14 protein-coding genes are annotated in these 15,018 nt (G+C 73.9%); 8 read left to right on the top strand and 6 right to left on the bottom strand.

Annotation, left to right across the window (positions count from 1 at the left end; all coding sequences use genetic code 11):
• Positions 1 to 107 precede the first annotated feature (107 nt).
• From ACF088_RS25625 to ACF088_RS25605, 5 genes are read right to left on the bottom strand one after another with little or no spacing between them, the layout of a single operon-like run.
• Positions 108 to 899 (bottom strand): HAD family hydrolase, encoded by a 792-nt coding sequence (locus tag ACF088_RS25625; RefSeq protein WP_392378130.1) that lies wholly within the window; start codon positions 897 to 899, stop codon positions 108 to 110.
• Positions 896 to 1,678, bottom strand: coding sequence for an ABC transporter permease (locus ACF088_RS25620; RefSeq protein WP_392378129.1), 783 nt, complete (start codon positions 1,676 to 1,678; stop codon positions 896 to 898). Before ACF088_RS25620 ends, ACF088_RS25625 begins: the two co-directional genes overlap by 4 nt.
• Positions 1,675 to 2,661, bottom strand: coding sequence for an ATP-binding cassette domain-containing protein (locus ACF088_RS25615; RefSeq protein WP_392378127.1), 987 nt, complete (start codon positions 2,659 to 2,661; stop codon positions 1,675 to 1,677). The genes ACF088_RS25620 and ACF088_RS25615 overlap by 4 nt, the downstream gene beginning before the upstream one ends.
• On the bottom strand, positions 2,651 to 3,190 hold the full coding sequence (locus ACF088_RS25610) for a hypothetical protein (RefSeq protein WP_392378126.1): 540 nt from the start codon (positions 3,188 to 3,190) through the stop codon (positions 2,651 to 2,653). Before ACF088_RS25610 ends, ACF088_RS25615 begins: the two co-directional genes overlap by 11 nt.
• Positions 3,187 to 4,230 carry a hypothetical protein gene (locus ACF088_RS25605; RefSeq protein WP_392378124.1) on the bottom strand — a complete coding sequence of 348 codons (1,044 nt, stop codon included), beginning with the start codon at positions 4,228 to 4,230 and terminating at the stop codon, positions 3,187 to 3,189. The genes ACF088_RS25610 and ACF088_RS25605 overlap by 4 nt, the downstream gene beginning before the upstream one ends.
• A gap of 580 nt (positions 4,231 to 4,810) precedes the next feature.
• Here ACF088_RS25605 and truD point away from each other — a divergent pair.
• From truD to ACF088_RS25565, 8 genes are read left to right on the top strand one after another with little or no spacing between them, the layout of a single operon-like run.
• Positions 4,811 to 5,914 (top strand): tRNA pseudouridine(13) synthase TruD, encoded by a 1,104-nt coding sequence (gene truD, locus ACF088_RS25600; protein ID WP_392378122.1) that lies wholly within the window; start codon positions 4,811 to 4,813, stop codon positions 5,912 to 5,914.
• Entirely contained in the window at positions 5,911 to 8,100 is a 2,190-nt protein-coding gene (locus ACF088_RS25595; RefSeq protein ID WP_392378120.1) for an aminotransferase class III-fold pyridoxal phosphate-dependent enzyme, read from the top strand. The genes truD and ACF088_RS25595 overlap by 4 nt, the downstream gene beginning before the upstream one ends.
• A gap of 36 nt (positions 8,101 to 8,136) precedes the next feature.
• Positions 8,137 to 9,558 (top strand): hypothetical protein, encoded by a 1,422-nt coding sequence (locus ACF088_RS25590; RefSeq protein ID WP_392378119.1) that lies wholly within the window; start codon positions 8,137 to 8,139, stop codon positions 9,556 to 9,558.
• The gene (locus ACF088_RS25585) at positions 9,555 to 10,220 is read left to right on the top strand and encodes a 2OG-Fe(II) oxygenase (RefSeq protein ID WP_392378117.1); all 666 of its coding nucleotides are present in this window, start codon (positions 9,555 to 9,557) and stop codon (positions 10,218 to 10,220) included. The genes ACF088_RS25590 and ACF088_RS25585 overlap by 4 nt, the downstream gene beginning before the upstream one ends.
• Complete coding sequence (locus ACF088_RS25580) at positions 10,214 to 11,119, top strand: class I SAM-dependent methyltransferase (RefSeq protein ID WP_392378115.1); 906 nt, start codon at positions 10,214 to 10,216, stop codon at positions 11,117 to 11,119. The genes ACF088_RS25585 and ACF088_RS25580 overlap by 7 nt, the downstream gene beginning before the upstream one ends.
• Position 11,120: 1 nt before the next feature.
• A complete protein-coding gene (locus ACF088_RS25575) occupies positions 11,121 to 12,254 on the top strand; it encodes a hypothetical protein (protein WP_392378114.1) in 1,134 nt (377 codons plus the stop codon).
• Positions 12,251 to 13,498 (top strand): hypothetical protein, encoded by a 1,248-nt coding sequence (locus tag ACF088_RS25570; RefSeq protein WP_392378113.1) that lies wholly within the window; start codon positions 12,251 to 12,253, stop codon positions 13,496 to 13,498. Before ACF088_RS25575 ends, ACF088_RS25570 begins: the two co-directional genes overlap by 4 nt.
• Positions 13,495 to 14,208 (top strand): hypothetical protein, encoded by a 714-nt coding sequence (locus tag ACF088_RS25565; protein WP_392378111.1) that lies wholly within the window; start codon positions 13,495 to 13,497, stop codon positions 14,206 to 14,208. Before ACF088_RS25570 ends, ACF088_RS25565 begins: the two co-directional genes overlap by 4 nt.
• Before the next feature lie 63 nt (positions 14,209 to 14,271).
• Here the strand turns inward: ACF088_RS25565 and ACF088_RS25560 are convergent, their stop codons facing one another.
• The gene (locus tag ACF088_RS25560) at positions 14,272 to 14,802 is read right to left on the bottom strand and encodes a GrpB family protein (protein ID WP_392378110.1); all 531 of its coding nucleotides are present in this window, start codon (positions 14,800 to 14,802) and stop codon (positions 14,272 to 14,274) included.
• Positions 14,803 to 15,018: the final 216 nt, after the last annotated feature.

The following is a 15,018-nucleotide window of genomic DNA, read 5'->3' as shown; positions in this document are numbered from 1 at the left end:
GGGAACTCCTTCGGCATGGCGCGGAATGGAAGGGCGGGACGGGCCCTGCGGTGCGGGTGCCGATGTGCCGATGTGCCGTCAAAGCTAGCCCGCGGGTGGCCGGTCGATCAGCGGGTGTTTCTCTGTACGGAACGGATTTCCGGCGCGTCACGGAACAGCAGCCTGGAGAGCTCCCCGAAGTCCGGGCGGCCGGGATCCACCGGAACCACGTCCCAGCCGAGCCGGCGGGCCGGGGTGAGGTCGTTGTCGTCGGAGTCGCCGACCATGATCCTGCGCCCGAACGGGCCGGCCGTGATCAGCTCGAAGGCCCGGACATCCGGCTTCTTCGGTCCGCCGTCGGCGGTGAAGTGGGCACGGTCGTACACCTGGGGGACCTCAAGGCCGGTCAGGAGGCGGCGCATCAGGCCGCCGGGGAGGTAGCAGTTCGACAGCAGTCGGACCGTGTGCCCGGCCTCGGCCGTCCGGCGCATGGCTTCGGCGGCAGGTTCGCACAACTCGTACCGCTCGTCGTCCTCGCACCCGAGGGCCCGCCACAGCGCCCGGTCGAGGTCCGCCGCCGGGCGGACCACGCCCCGGTTCCGCAGGGCCGTGTCGAGCAGGCCGCGGGTGGCCGGCTGGAGCGCCGACTTGTCGACAAGTGCGGTGTACAACGTGGTGAACACCTCCTTCACGACCTCGTCGGCCGGTCTCCGGTCCAAGGCGAGCACCTCGGCGACCGCCCGGGTGAAGTCGTCGGGGCCCGGCATGGGGCGCCGCTCGGTGATGATCGTGCCGAAGCAGTCGAAGACCACCACTGTCGTGCTGGGTGCCGTGTCATCCACGTCGTCCACGTCATCCATGTCGTCCACGTCGTCCATGTCATCCACGTCGTCCCCCGGGTCCGCCTTCCCGGCCGTCATGACCACGAGACCTTCTGGTGCTCGAAGCGGAAGAACGTCAGCGTCACCGCGGCGAATACGGCGGAGAAGCCGAGCAGCACCACCACGGGCAGCAGCACCGCACCGGCTCCGCCGCCGTCGATGACGACGGTGGTGAAGCCGCGCATCGCCCAGTAGCTGGGCACTCCCGGTGCGAGCGGACGCGCCCAGTCCGGCAGGGCGGACAGTGGTGTCAGCGCACCGCCGAGGCCGGCGAACAGCAGCGCCGCGAGGTTCGCGAACACGGCCAGCTGGGAGACCGTCCGGCACAGCGACACGAGCGCCATGCCGAACATGACCACGCAGAGCGCCAGTGCCGCGCCGACCGCCACGAGCGCCGGCCACGACCCGCTGACCCGCAGGCGGTACAGGAGCCCGCCGGTCGAGAACACCACCGCGAGTTGCAGCACGGCGATGCCCAGCGGGACGACGACACGGCCGGCGATGACCTCGCCGGGCCTGGCGAGTCCCGCCCGGAGCCGGTCCCAGGTCTTCCACCCGTGCTCCCGGAAGACCCCGAAGCCCACCAGGTTCACCAGGAAGAACGTGAACATGACCGCCATGCCGGGTACCGCCTGCTCCGCGCCCGTGGCGCCCTCGACCTGCTCGGCCCGCAGCGCCGTACGGAAGAGGGGCTGCATGAATCCCATGAGGAGCAGGGGCATCACGGTACGGACGAGCAGCGGTGCCGGGTCGCGCAGTTGGAGCCGGATGTCGTGCCGGACCAGAGCGGCGATCCGTCCCGGCGAACCCTGGTTCATCTGGTTTCCTCCTCGGCGGCCGCGTCGTACCGGCGTCCCGTGACCCGCAGGAACACACTGTCCAAACTGGGCTGGACGAGCCTGAGGTTGACCAGCTCGCCGGCCGCCTCGCCAAGGGCCTCCATCACCTGCGGCACGGCCAGATGCGGCTGGTCCACGCTCACTCGCAGGACCCGGCCGTCGCGCACCACGGGCCAGGGCAGGGACAGGTCGGGCGGGCCGCCGGAGAAGGAGAGCTCGACGCCGCTGTCGCCGTGCCGCCTCACCAGTTCCTTCAGCGTGCCGCGGGCGATCATGCGGCCGCCGTTCAGCACGGCGACGGAGCCGTCGAGAGTCTCCACCTCGGGCAAGTAGTGCGTGGAGTAGCAGACGGCGGTGCCCTCGGCAGCCATGGTGCGGACCATCTCCAGGAGCTGTTCACGGGTCTGTACGTCCACCCCGGCCGTCGGCTCGTCCAGCAGCAGCAGGGGCGGCCGGTGCACCAGGGCCATCGCGGTGTGCACCCGCCGCTGTTGCCCGCCGGACAGCCGCGACGCCCGCCGGGTGAGCAGTTCGGTCAGCCCCAGGGGCTCGGCGACCTCCTCGATGCGGCGGTCGGCCGCGCGGCCGCGCAGTCCGGCGAGCTCCGCGAAGAACAGGAGGTTCTGCCGCACCGTCAACGGCATGTAGAGGCCCAGCTCCTGGGGGGCCAGTCCGAGCCGGCGCCGGGCCTCGTGCGGTTCCCGCACCGGGTCCCTGCCGAGGACCCGGACGTACCCGGTGTCCGGACGCAGCAACCCCGCCACGATGGACATCAGGGTCGTCTTGCCGGCGCCGTTGTGCCCGAGCAGGCCCACGATCTCACCCGGCGCGATGTCCAGGTCCACTTCGCTCAGCGCCGTCACCGGCCCGTACCGCTTGGTGATGCCGTGCAGCGTCAGCGCGGGGCCGTCGCCCGTCCCGTCGGGGCCGGGGGCGGGGGCGGTGCGGCGTTCAGTCGGCACGCCGGGTCCAGTTGCTCGGCATGACGTCCGGCAGACCGAGCCGCTCCAGATGGGGCGACCAGGTGCGGGCCAGTTTGAACCCCTTCATCAGACCGCTGCCGGCGCGGACGTTGGGCAGCTTCTGCGCGTAGCCCAGCTGTTCCTCGGTGACGTCCAGATGGGCGCGCAGCCGGTCCAACCACTCCTCGCCCCGGCCCTGGGGGATGGCTTCCAGCCCGGCGGCGGCGAGCCGCAGACCGTCCTCGACGTCCGGCGCCGGCACTCCGGCGAACGGGTCGAAGCCCGCCTGCTCACCGGTGTAGATCAGTTCGCCGTGGGTGCGCAGACTCCGTACGGAGAGGGAGAGCTGCACCAGGTCGTAGGCCATGAGGACGGCGACCTCGGGCTGTCCCGCCGATACCGCGCCCTCGACGTCCTCCTGTGCAGCACGGCACTTCAGCAGCAGGCGAACCGCCCCGTGGGCGCGGAACGCCATGAGCCGGCGCACCTCCGGCAGGGGCTCGTGGGTCTCGGTGTGCGGTGCTGTCATCGTCCGGACACCTCCTCGTTCGGCATCGCCATGCCGAGCCACAGCATGTCGTGCACGAACAGCCGCTTGATGTCCGCGGGCGGGTCGGCGTCGGGCGGTCCCGACCAGAGGATGTCGTCGGTATCGGCGGGCGGCAGGTCGGTGCGCGGGATCTCCAGCGCGCGCAGTTGCCAGCGGTCGACGACCGTGCGGTCGTCCAACTGCGCCGTGCCGATACCGGTCGCCCAGCGCAGCACGGCGTGCAAGGGCGCCTCGGGGGCGGTCAGTTCATGGACCAGAGCGAGGCAGCGCGCCACCCGGTCGAGGGGGGCGAGCGGTGGCGTGAGGACCTCACGGAGGAGGGCGAGGGACGCATGGTCCCCGGCGGCCCTGAGCTTCTCACCGACCCACTTCTCGGTGAAGTAGATCCGTCCGGCAGCGGCGGCCCGGGCGTTGAGGGCGGCCACGACGGCCTCCCGGCCCCGTACCGCGGCGGCCATCGGCCGGTCGGCGGCGAGCAGTCGGGCGGCGCGGGCGAGCCGGTGCGCCTCGACCGTCCACCACTGCCCGACCACCCGCGCGAGCCAGGGCTCCCGCAGGCCGGCGTGCCAGCTCTCCCACGGCTCGGTGACGAGCAGCTGCAGGCCGAGGGCCAGCCTGCTCGCGGTCTTGATGGTGCGGCGCCGGTGGTTCCACGCCTCCTGGGTGACCGAGGCGAAGCGGGGCCAGGAGCTGTCACGAAGGCGCGCGGTACGGTCCCGGACCGCGCTCGCCTGGCGGATGTTGACGTCGATCAGGGTGCCGTGCCGGTGCGACTGGATGGGGAACCTGGTGAGCTGATCGTTCTCGACGAGCACCAGGAGATCGAGGTCGCTGCGGTGGTTGCCGAACCCGGCCAGCACCGAACCGGCGGCCACGGCGAGCGCCGGCCGGCCGAGGCCCTGATCGGTCTCGCCGATCACGTCGCCGATGTCGAGGCCGCGTTCCTCCAGGAACTTCTGGAAGCGCCCTTCGAGAACGTGCCGCTCCGGAAAGGCGGCCGGTACAGAGGTGTGTTCCATGACGGTCTGGGGCCTCCCGGCGCAGCTTGACGAGGAGCGGGGGAGCTGGGGAGCGGACGTCCACGGGCCCGACAGCCCGGTCACCGTAGGCAGGCGGCAGATCGCGCGGCAAGGAGGACCGGGAAGTGTTCCGGTGCGCGGAACGGCCCTTATCCGGGCAGCGGCCGACCGGTACAACTTGCCCAGGCAGAACTGCCGCCACGGCTCGACGCCATTGAGTCTTCACCTGTCACCTCATGAATCCCATGTGATCCACTTCAGTGGTCGTCGTGTCGGTCGTACGCGGCGAGGCGCCCTTCCGGCCCGTGCGCCGGACGGTCGGGCTCCCCGTCCGGGTACGGGAACGCCGAAGGCAGCGGGCGGCAGTCACCCGTAGACGCTCCTCCGCGCGAGCAGGGCGCAACCACCGGTCACCACGGCGGCTGGCGCGCGGAGAGCGGCTCACCCGGGAGGGTGTCCGGCGGACCTCTCCGGGGGCTCCCGTGCCCCGGCGAGCACGCTCCGGAGCTTCGCCCGGCACTGCCCCCGCCCTGTCGACCGAGCGGCTGCCCGTCAGCTGTCCAGAGTCCGGAGAGACCCGATGCACCTGCCCCTGCTCAAAGTCCTGCCGGAGGACTTCCGCGTCACCGAGACCCTCGGACTGGAAACGGCACCGCCCGAGGCGTCCACCCACACCTACCTCTTGCTGTGGAAGCGCGGCCTGACCACTCATGAGGCGCTCGGCGCACTCGCCGAGGAGTTCGGCGTGGACGTGCAGGACGTGGCGGCGGCCGGGCTCAAGGACGAGGACGGCATCACGGAGCAGTTCGTCTCGGTGCGGGCCGCACTGTCGCCCGATGACGTCGAACGCGCCAACGCGCGCGGCCGTTCCGGCGGCGAGGACCGCGCCTGGCAGGTGGCGCCGCACGGGACCGGCACCACGGCACTGCGGACCGGAGAGCTGGACGGCAACTGCTTCCGGCTGATCGTCCGGGACCTGGACGATCCCTCGGCCACGGCCCTGGCCGAGGGCCCCCGACGGCACACCCATTTCTTCGTCAACTACTACGACACGCAGCGCTTCGGGGTGCCGGGCGGCCCCAAGCAGACCCATCTGATCGGCGGGGCCCTGCTCGCCGGCGACGAGGACACGGCGCTGGACCTGCTGCGCCGCTCCGGGTCCGCCGAGGGGGCGCAGGCCCTGGACCACCAGGGGCCCGCCCACGAATTCTGGCAGCGTCTGGATCCTCGAATCCCCGTCTTCTACCGATGCGCGCACGCCTCGTACGAGTGGAATGCGCAGGTGCGGGCCCTGCTCCGGGAACCGGTCGGCGCGGAGGTGGTCCACGTCGAGCGGGCGGGCCTGCCCTATGCCTTCGCGACCACGCGCGGCGCGGTGCTCGGCCTCGCGGCGCGCTGCCCGGAGCTGGACTACGTGCGCTACCGGTGGACGGACGGGGTGTGCGTCCGCAGCACCGCCGCACGCCCGACCGTGCTGCAGACGCACATCTCGGTACACCGCGTCGAGCCGGATCCGCTGCACCCCGGCCGCTTCGCCTGTGCCCTCTCGTTCTTTCTGCCGTCCGGCGGCTATGCGACGGCGGCCGTGCACCAGTGGTTCGTCCAGCTCCTCGGCGCACCCGGGGACGGCGCGCCGGGCCCCGCGGTGGCCACGGCCGTGCCGGCGGGAGGCGGGCGCGCGTGAGTGCGGCGCCGGAGCGGGCGGGGGCGGGCCCGGACGCGCGCACCGTGCTGGGCCGGGTACGGGCGCACCTCTCGCCGGGGCTGGCCCTGGTGTACGGCATGAACGGCGCGGGGGCGGTCGAATCCCACGGGGACGGGGCCAGGGTCGTCCTCTCCGACGGGCGGTCGGCGCTGGACTTCGGCAGTTACGCGGTCACGCTGCTCGGCCGCCGGCATCCGGGCGTCCTGCGTGCGGTCCGCGGGGAACTGGAGGCGATGCCGGTCTCCACCCGCGTCCTGGCGAACGGCACGACGGCCGGGTTCGCGGCCGAGCTGGTCGAGTACACCGACCCCGGTCGTCTGACCAGGGTGTGGCTGGGTCTCAACGGGTCCGACGCCGTGGAGGCCGCGCTCAAACTGGCCCGGCTGGCCACCGGCCGGACCCGGGTCGTCGCCGTCGAGGGCGCCTACCACGGGAAGTCGCTGGGGGCGCTCGCCGCCACCTGGAACCGGCGCTACCGCCAGTCCCTGGAGCCGCTGCTCGGCGGGGTGGCGCACATCCCCGCCGACCCGGAAGCGGTGCCCGGGGCCTTCGCGGAAGGGGATGTCGCCGCGGTGATCGTGGAACCGGTGCAGGGCGAGGGCGGCGTCCGGCCACTGCCGTCGGCGTTCTTGGCCGCCCTCACCGCTGCCGCCCGTGAGCACGGGGCGTTCGTGATCGCCGACGAGATCCAGTCGGGCCTGCGGCGGTGCGGGGAGCGGGCGCTGAGCGTCGCCGCCGGGCTGCGGCCCGACGCGGTGCTGTTCGGCAAGGCGCTGGGCGGCGGTGTCCAGCCGCTGTCCGCACTGGTGGCGACCGAGGAGCTGTACGGGCCGCTGGCCACCGACCCGTTCGTGCACACCACGACGTTCTCGGGCCACCCCCTCGCGGCCGCCGCGGGAAGCGCCACGCTGCGTGCGGTGGAGGATCTCGCGCCGCGGGGCGAGCGGCTGGCGGGCCTCATGGCGGAAGGGCTCCGCCGGATCGCCCGCCGTCACGCCGGGCTGGTCACCCAGGTCCGCGGCCAAGGGCTGCTGTGGGGCGTCGAGTTCGGCCCGGGTGGCGCGGCCGGTGACGTCCTGATCGAGCTGAGCCGGCGCGGGCTCGTGGTGTCCCCGTGCCTGGGACGGCCGGAGGTGATCCGCCTGCTCCCGCCGATGGTGGCCACCGACGAGGAGGCCGAGGAGGCGTTGGACCTCCTGGACGCGACCTGTGCGGCGGTCCCCGACGAATTCCGTTCCGCCGCACGAAACGCCTCCGACGCCGGCTCCGGACCCCGCGATAGGTTGCCGGAGGACGGCGCTTTTGCCGGCCCGGCCGGCGGGCCGGGGACCGTCGCCCAGGAGGCCGCCGCGGCGCGCACGCGGAGGGCGGGGCATCGGTGCCCGGCCGTCGCCGAGTGCGATGAGGAGTGGAGCACCATGGCTCGCGACAGGAGCTACGAGGAATTCGCCGTCCAGTACGACCGGGGCAGTGCGGACAACATCTACAACACGCTGCTGGACCGTCCCGCGGTGCAGAGCAAGTGTCCACCGCTCGCGGGGCGGCGGGTGCTGGAGGCCGGATGCGCGGGCGGCCAGCTGACGCGCTGGCTGGTGGACCAGGGGGCGGCGCGGGTGGTCGCGCTGGACGCGAGTCCCACCCTGGTGAAGCTGGCCGGCGAACGGCTGGGCGACCGGGCCGAGGTGCGGGTGCACGATCTGCGCGAGCCGCTGGACTTCCTGGCCGATGCCTCCATCGACGTGGTGGTGTCCTCGCTGACCCTGCACTACCTGGAGGACTGGGTTCCGGCGCTGTCCGAGTTCCGCCGGGTCCTTGCTCCGGGAGGCACCGTGGTGCTCTCCACGCACCATCCGCTGAACGACTTCGAGATGTCCCCCAGCGGCGACTACTTCCGCGTCGAGGAACTGCAGGACGAATGGCCCGGCTTCGGACCGCCCACGCCGGTCGTCCGGTTCTTCCGGCGCCCGCTCGGCCGCATGGTCGCCGATGTGCACCGCGCCGGACTCGCCCTGCGTGAGCTGTACGAACCCCGAGCCGACCCGGCCCGGCGGGAGGAGTTCGGGAAGAGGTTCGACAAGTTGTCGCGCAAGCCGTGGTTCCTCGTGCTGGTCCTCGGTCATCCGGGCGACCGCGCCGAGGACGGGACGGCACACACCGCCGGGTGACCCCGCCCGGCTGACCACATCCCAAGGAGCAGCCGCGTGCCGAACACCCCACCCGCCGTGGCCGTCGTGGCCGGCGGACGGCCCGACGACCAGCGCACGCCCGCCGCACCGGCGGCGTACTGGACCGTCCTCGCAGGACCGGCTGTCCCGCGCCCCACGCTCACCCCGGGCGGCTTCAAGCACCTGCTCGTACCGAGCCTGGCCGCCGCCTGCCTCTCCGACCGTCCGTGGCGCATCGCCAACGCCCCGTGGATCGAGGACCGCAGACTGCTCTCCGCGATGCTGCGGCACCTCGGTGCCACGGTGGACGATGACGGGCCCCGGGTCACCGTCGATGCGTCCGGCCTCAACGGAGCCGGTATTCCGACGCACTGGAGTGCCGGCATCCACGGCGGCGTGTACCTGCTGCCCACGGTGCTCGCGACGCGCGGCGAGGTGAGCTCCGGCCTGCACGGCGGCTGTGCGATCGGGGGCGGGACGCAGGGCTCCCGTCCGCTGTCCCACATAGCCGCGGTCCTGGAACGGTTCGGTGCCGCGTGCGAAGTGAGCGGCGCAGCGTTCCGCGCCACGGCGCCCCGGGGCGGGCTGCGGGGTACCCGCATCGACCTCGCGGACTTCGCGGAGCCGGAGCCCCGCACCGGGACTCCCACCGGTCCGCACTACTCGGGTGCGACCAAGACGGCGCTGCTCGCCGCGGTCACCGCACGGGGAACCACGGTGCTGGACAACCCGTACCCCAAGCCCGATGCGCTGGAGCTGGCGCGGGTGCTGGGCCGGGCCGGAGCGCGGATCGAGGTGTCCCGGGAGCGGATCACGGTGGAGGGCCTGCAGGGTCCGCTCGGCGGTGCGGACATCACGCTGCCCTCCGACCTGATGGAGATCGTCACGTTCATCGCGTGGGCGGTCCATCTGCGCCGCGATCTGGATCTGGTGCTCCAGCGGCCCGACGTGGTCCGCTCGGGTCTCGCCCCGGAGTTGGCGTGCCTCGCCGCCATGGGCGTGCCACTGAGCTGGGAGGGCTCCTTGCTGCGGATCAGGCCGCCGGAGCACCTGCGGGGCACCGACGTCCTGGCCGCCTCGCACCACGTGTACAGCGACGCCGGTCCGCTGTTCGCACTGATGCTGCTGGGAGCGGACGCACCGTCACGGCTGACGGACGGCGTATGGGAGAACCGCTTCGGCTATGCGGAGGGCCTGCGCGGCATGGGCGCCGTGCTCGACCGGGCCGGAAACGAGCTGCGCATCTCCCCCGGTCCGCTGAAGCCGTCTCCCCGGCCCCTGGTGGCCGGTGACCTGCGGGCGGCCGCCACCCTGCTCCTCGCCGCGCTGGGGACCGGCGCCCCGCACCGGCTGCACGGCGTCGGCCACCTGGCCCGCGGCTACGAGGACCTGCCCGCGAAGCTCGCCGCGCTGGGAGCGCACCTCGACGTGCCGGAGGAGACGGGAGAAACCGCGTGACGACCACCGCAGTGCTCGACCGGGACGCCATCGCCCGCACGACCATGGCCCGCGACCCCTTCGTCTGGGGGCTGGTGGCGGACTCCCTACCGGGGGATGTGGTCCGACGCCGTCTCGCCGCGGAGTTCCCCGGCGAGGGATTCGCCCTCACCGAGCGGGCGGGCGGCACCACCGCCGGCAAGGGGTACCGCACGTGGAACCTGACGCTGGTCCGAGGCGGCGTCCCCCGGCCCGAGGGCATGTGCCGACTGACGCCGTTGTGGCAGGGCCTGGTCGCGTCCCTGCTGGACGACGGCTACCGCACGGCGGTCGCCGAAGCCACCGGCCGGGACCTCGGCGGCTGTGCCCTGGAGGTGCGCGCCGTACGGTACGGCGCCGGGTCGTGGATCGACCCGCACACCGACCGCGCCGACAAGATCGTCACGCAGACCTGGTACTTCAACGAGGGCTGGCGCCCGGAATGGAGCGGAGCGCTGCGGATCCTGCGCTCCCCCGCCGTGGACGACGTCGCCGCCGAGGTCCTGCCGGGACTGACCGACTCGGTGCTGCTGGTCCCCTCGCCCGACTCGTGGCACACCGTGATGCCGGTCGCCGACCGGGCGGAGCAGGACCGGCGCGTCCTGCTCGTGCACTTCGTGTCCGAGGAGCGCGCGACATGGTGACCCCGGTACCCGGCCGCCACGGCGACACCGAGCAGACCCGGGTGCAGCACCGCTATCACCGGGAACTCTTCCCCGCCCTGCACGACTGGGAGCGGACGGAAGCCTCCATCGTCGAGTTCACCGGGGAGAGCGGCCCCAAGGGACTGCTGGGCCTGGACCAGATGGGCCACTTCGGCCCCCAGGGCTGCGATCTCGTCGCCCGTCTCGTCCGCGAGGCGTTCCCGGACGAGGTGCTGACCGTGGGCGAACTGGGCAGCGGCTTCGGCGGCGCGCTGCGGTACCTGGCGGACGCGCTCACCGACGGTGGCGGTGGCGTGGCGCGGATGTACGGCATCGACCTGGTCCCCGAGCACTGTGCCGTCAGCCGGCGCATCACCGCCGCTCAGGGACGCTCCGAAGTGACCGAGATCTGCGCCGATGCGTCCTACGTGCCCCTGCCCGACGGGACGCTCGACGTCGTCGTCGTGACCGGCTCGATGCCGCACTTCCCGCGGCCCGGCGCGGTACTGCGGGAGGCGGCCCGCCTGCTGCGCCCCGGGGGGCTGCTGGTGGTCACCGAGGAGGTGAGCCTCGCGCCGCCGGGCCGTCGGCCGTCCGCTGCCTTCCAGCAGGTGCACCCGCCGGAGGTCTTCTTCGTCACGTCCCTGCCGGACCGGCTGCGGCAGCTGCGCGAGGCCGGGTTCACCGAGGTGGTGCGCAGGGATCTGCGGGAGTGGGCCGTCGCGCTGCTGGCGGACCGGCTGAAGGTGGTGAGGCTGTTCCACGGGAGCGTGGCCCGCATCTACGGCACGGAGCCGGTGGACCTGATCCGCCGCACGCTCACCACCGCCCGGGAGGAATACCTGAGCGGGCGGCTGCTGCCCTCGCTGCTCACCGCACGCCGGGCGGAGGCCGCCTGACATGACGGCCGAACCGCCCGACCGCCGGACGGCGGGCGCCCGGTGGGGGCCGGTGGACTGGTCGTACACGGCCGACGACGAGGCCGAGGCCGCACGGGTCGCGGCGCAGCTCGTGCCGACCGCGCCCTCGGTCTGGCCCTCGTCCGGGCGCCTCCGCCTCCGTGTGCGCGCGACACGGGACCGGGCAGCGCTGGACCGGCTGGAGCGGGTCGCCGCAGGGCCCGCCCAGCGGCTGCGCGAGGAGCACTACCGGCGTGCGCCGGACGGGACGTGGCTGTGCTGCGGCAACCGCCCCGCGGACGCGGCGGATCCGGCGCTCCCCCGCCACGCCGTCGGCCACCACGACGGGCGGTGGACGATCCTGCACGACGACGGCAGCGATACCGCTCAGCGCGCGCGGACCGGGGACATCGTGCTGCGGGCCCTGGTGGCGGCCGCACTCGCGGACCTCGGGGGCCTGACGGTGCACGCGTCCGCCACGACCGGACGGGACGGACGAGCCGTCGTGTTCCTGGGCGACTCCGGTACGGGCAAGAGCACGCTCGCCCTGTGTCTCGCCCAGGCGGGCGGCCGTTTCGTGAGCGGCGACCGGACCCTGCTGGTGCCGGGGCCGGGTGGCTGGTGGGCCGTGGGGGCCGGGCTGTTGCCCCGCTTCCGCTGGGGCACGCTCGAAGGGCTGGGCCTCGCGATGCGGGTGCGTGATGCCGCTCTGCTGCGCCACGGTGACGGCCGCTGCCGGGTGGCCGACCTGCCGCGGACACCGGACAAGGTGGTCTTCACCCCCGCGGAGTCGGCACGCGTCCTGGGCGTCCGCACCGCCGACTGCGCGCCGCTCGGCACGCTGGTCGCGCTGTCCCCGGCCGAGGGGGACGTGCCCGTGGCGTGTGCGGTCGCCCCCGGGGTGACGGCCGCAGCCGTCCGGGCGCACTCACTCCCCTCCGACGCCGGCTGCCTGGCGTGGCCGTTCCCCTGCCGTCCCGCCCGGGTGAGGGGCATCGCCGGGCTCGTCGAAGAGGTGGGCGGGACCGCCCTTGCCTGGGATCCCGTCCGTCACCGGGCCGAGGACGCCCTGCGCCGCGCTCTGGCGGATGCGCCCGGCGCCCCGCCGTCCGGCCGCCGTGCCGCGGCGCCGTGACCGGTGTGCGGGGGTGGCCGGGGGTCATCGGCGGCGCCGTCCTGCGCGGCGCCGGGTGCGCGACGGGCGTCCTGCTGCTCGTCCACCCGACGGCCGCCGTGCTCTGGTGGCTGATCGGATGCTGGCTGCTGTACCAGGCCGGGACCGCCCTGGGCACCGCCGCGATGGCCCCCGCCGCCCGCGCCCGGGACCGGGCCGCCCGCATCCGGCTGCTGTGCGCCGTACAGCGACTGGGCGCGGCTCCAGACCACCGGGACCCCGAGCCGCTTCGGGACCACCTGTACGCCGCGGCGGGCGTCGCGATCCGCTGGGAGCCAAAACCGGGCGCGGCCGTCGCCGTCCTCGCTCAGCTCACCGACTCCCTGCTGACGCCGGCAAGTCTGTGCGCGGCGATCGCCGTTGTGGACCCCGCTCTGGCGGTCGGTCCGAGCCTGTGCGTCGCGCTGGCGCTCGGTCTGGTGGTGCGGCCTCACGGACTGCGCGCGGAGGGCACCGGACGGGCCGGCTGGGACGCCCGCCGCCGCGAGACGCGGGCCGTCGCCGTGCTCATCGGCGTGCTCGCCGCCGGGGCCGCGCTCGTTCCGGCGCTCGCCGCGGTGCGCCGTCCGGACGCCGCCGTGGGTCTGGGTTCGGCCGCGGTCCTGCTCGCCCGCTTTCTGTACGGCCTGACGGCGGTGGACCTGACGGCCGTACGCCACCGGCGGATGACGCAGCGCCATCTGCGGGAGGTGGAGCGGGCGGTGGAGCGGGCGGCGGCATCGGACAGCGGGGAGCCGGGGGACACGTCCACCGGGCTTGTCATCGTCCCGGCTCGGCCCAGCCGCCTGGGCTTTGCCGACCTCGCCGAGAACGTGCACCTGGGCGCCCTCGGCCCGGACGTCTCCGTACCGGACCGGCTTCCCCACACCGTACGGCTGTGCCACCTGGAGGATCTCACGCAGTCGCTGCCGCGCGGCTGGCACACCGTGCCGTCCGCAGAGTTCTCGGGCGGTGTCGACCTGGACGAGGAAACGTGGCGGAGGATCGCCGCCGCCAGAGTCAGTGCCCGCCTTGAGCTGGGTGCGACAGAAGTGCTGCTGCCCGGGGAGCCCGACCCCTTCCTCAGTGCGGTACTGACCGACTGGAGTTCCCGTACCGGGGTGCGGGTGCGGGTGTCTGCCGAGCCCGACGGGGCCGCGCCCGAGGGAGCCGTGCCCAAGGGAGCCTCGCCCGACGGGGCCGCACCCGAGGGGGCCCCGTCGTGAAGCGCGCGGGGCTCGTGACGGTGGTCGCGGGGCTGCTGGGCGCGGCCGCCGCCCTGCTGGGGGCTGCCGTGGGCCTGATCGCGCACGCGGCGCGGACCGGCGAGCCCCTGGAGCCGCCGTTGTACGGTGCGGTCGTCGCGTTCTGCTGCGCCTGCGCCGTGGGCCACTGGACGAGCGCCCGCGCCACCGCCGTACGAAAGCCCGGGCACTCACCCGCCGGGCCCCCGTCCCCAACGGTCCGTCATACCGTGGACCGTGCCGTGCGGTTGGGGGTGGCATTCGCCGTGCACCCGGCGCTACCACTGGCCTTCCTCCCACTGTGCCGGACCGTGTCGGCCCCCGCTGCGCCGGCCCTCAGCGGTGCGGACGCCGACGCGGCCCGCGCGGTGCGCCGCATCGTGCGCACCGCCACGGAGGACGCCTCCGGCCCGTCCGGGGCGGCGCTCGTCCCGCTGCTCCTGCTGCGCCATGCGGAGTTCTCCGCGCGCGTGGCGACGGCCACGGCCCGGGCCGCGCGCCGCGCCGCAGCCGACGGCGTGCGCGCCCGACTGCCCGTGCTGTACGCCCTGGTGCTCTCGGCCACGGCGCTCACGCTGGCCGACCCGATGCCGACCGGCCGCGGGGCCGCCGTCACGGCCGTCACCGTGTTCCTCACCGTGGTCACGACGCCGCTCAGCCGCGACGGCGAGCTGGGCGGCCCGGACACCTGAGGGCATCGGTCAAGCGCCGGTCCGGCGTCGGTCCGGCGCCGGTCGGGCACCTGAGGGCGTCGGTCAGGCGTCGCTCGGACCGGGCTGCCAGCCGCGGGCCTGCGCCCACCCGTCGGCCCGGCGGACCAGCTCCCAGACCAAGGAGGACTTCTCCGCGGTGTAAGCACGCCGGTCCGTGCCGTACCGCTCGGTCAGCAGGGCCTTCCGCGCGCCGTACAGCTCCGCATCGGCGGGGCTGTCCCGAAGGTAGTCGCGCAGCAGCAGGCAGAACTGCTCCGCGAAGCTGCCCGCCCGCCGGACGTGCACATGGGTACGGGGGCCGGACGTCTCACGGAAGTACCGCTTGGTCAGGTCGGGGTTGCCGGCGCGGAACACGAACCCCGCGGCCTCCAGCGGTGCGCGGAAGGCGGCGGGTTCGAGCGCGCCGACGGAGACCTGGATGTCGATCACGGGCTTCGCCCTCAGACCCGGCACCGCGGTCGAGCCGATGTGGTCGATACGCGGTGCGACGTCCCCGAGCCCGGCACGCAGGCGGAGGCCCAGCTCCGCGAAGAGCGCGGGCCAGGCATCGCGGTATTCCACGATCTCGATCACGCACCGCAGCCTATCCGTGTCACCGGACCCTGTCCGTGCCCGGTCCGTGCCACCGGGCCCTGTCCGTGCCCGGTCCGTGCCACCGGGCCCGGGCGCCTCCGGCGTTCCGCCGGGCGGAACGAAAGGGCGGGCCGCGCAGATCGCCGTTCCACGTGGGGGAACACCACCTTCTCCGGCTCCGTCGGGTCGGACACCATCACACCGTCAGGACCCGCG

The organism is Streptomyces sp. NPDC015125, assembly GCF_043080045.1.
Taxonomy (GTDB): domain Bacteria; phylum Actinomycetota; class Actinomycetes; order Streptomycetales; family Streptomycetaceae; genus Streptomyces.
Note: the sequence above shows the minus strand (reverse complement) of the source record. Positions and strands in the feature narration are given on the sequence as shown.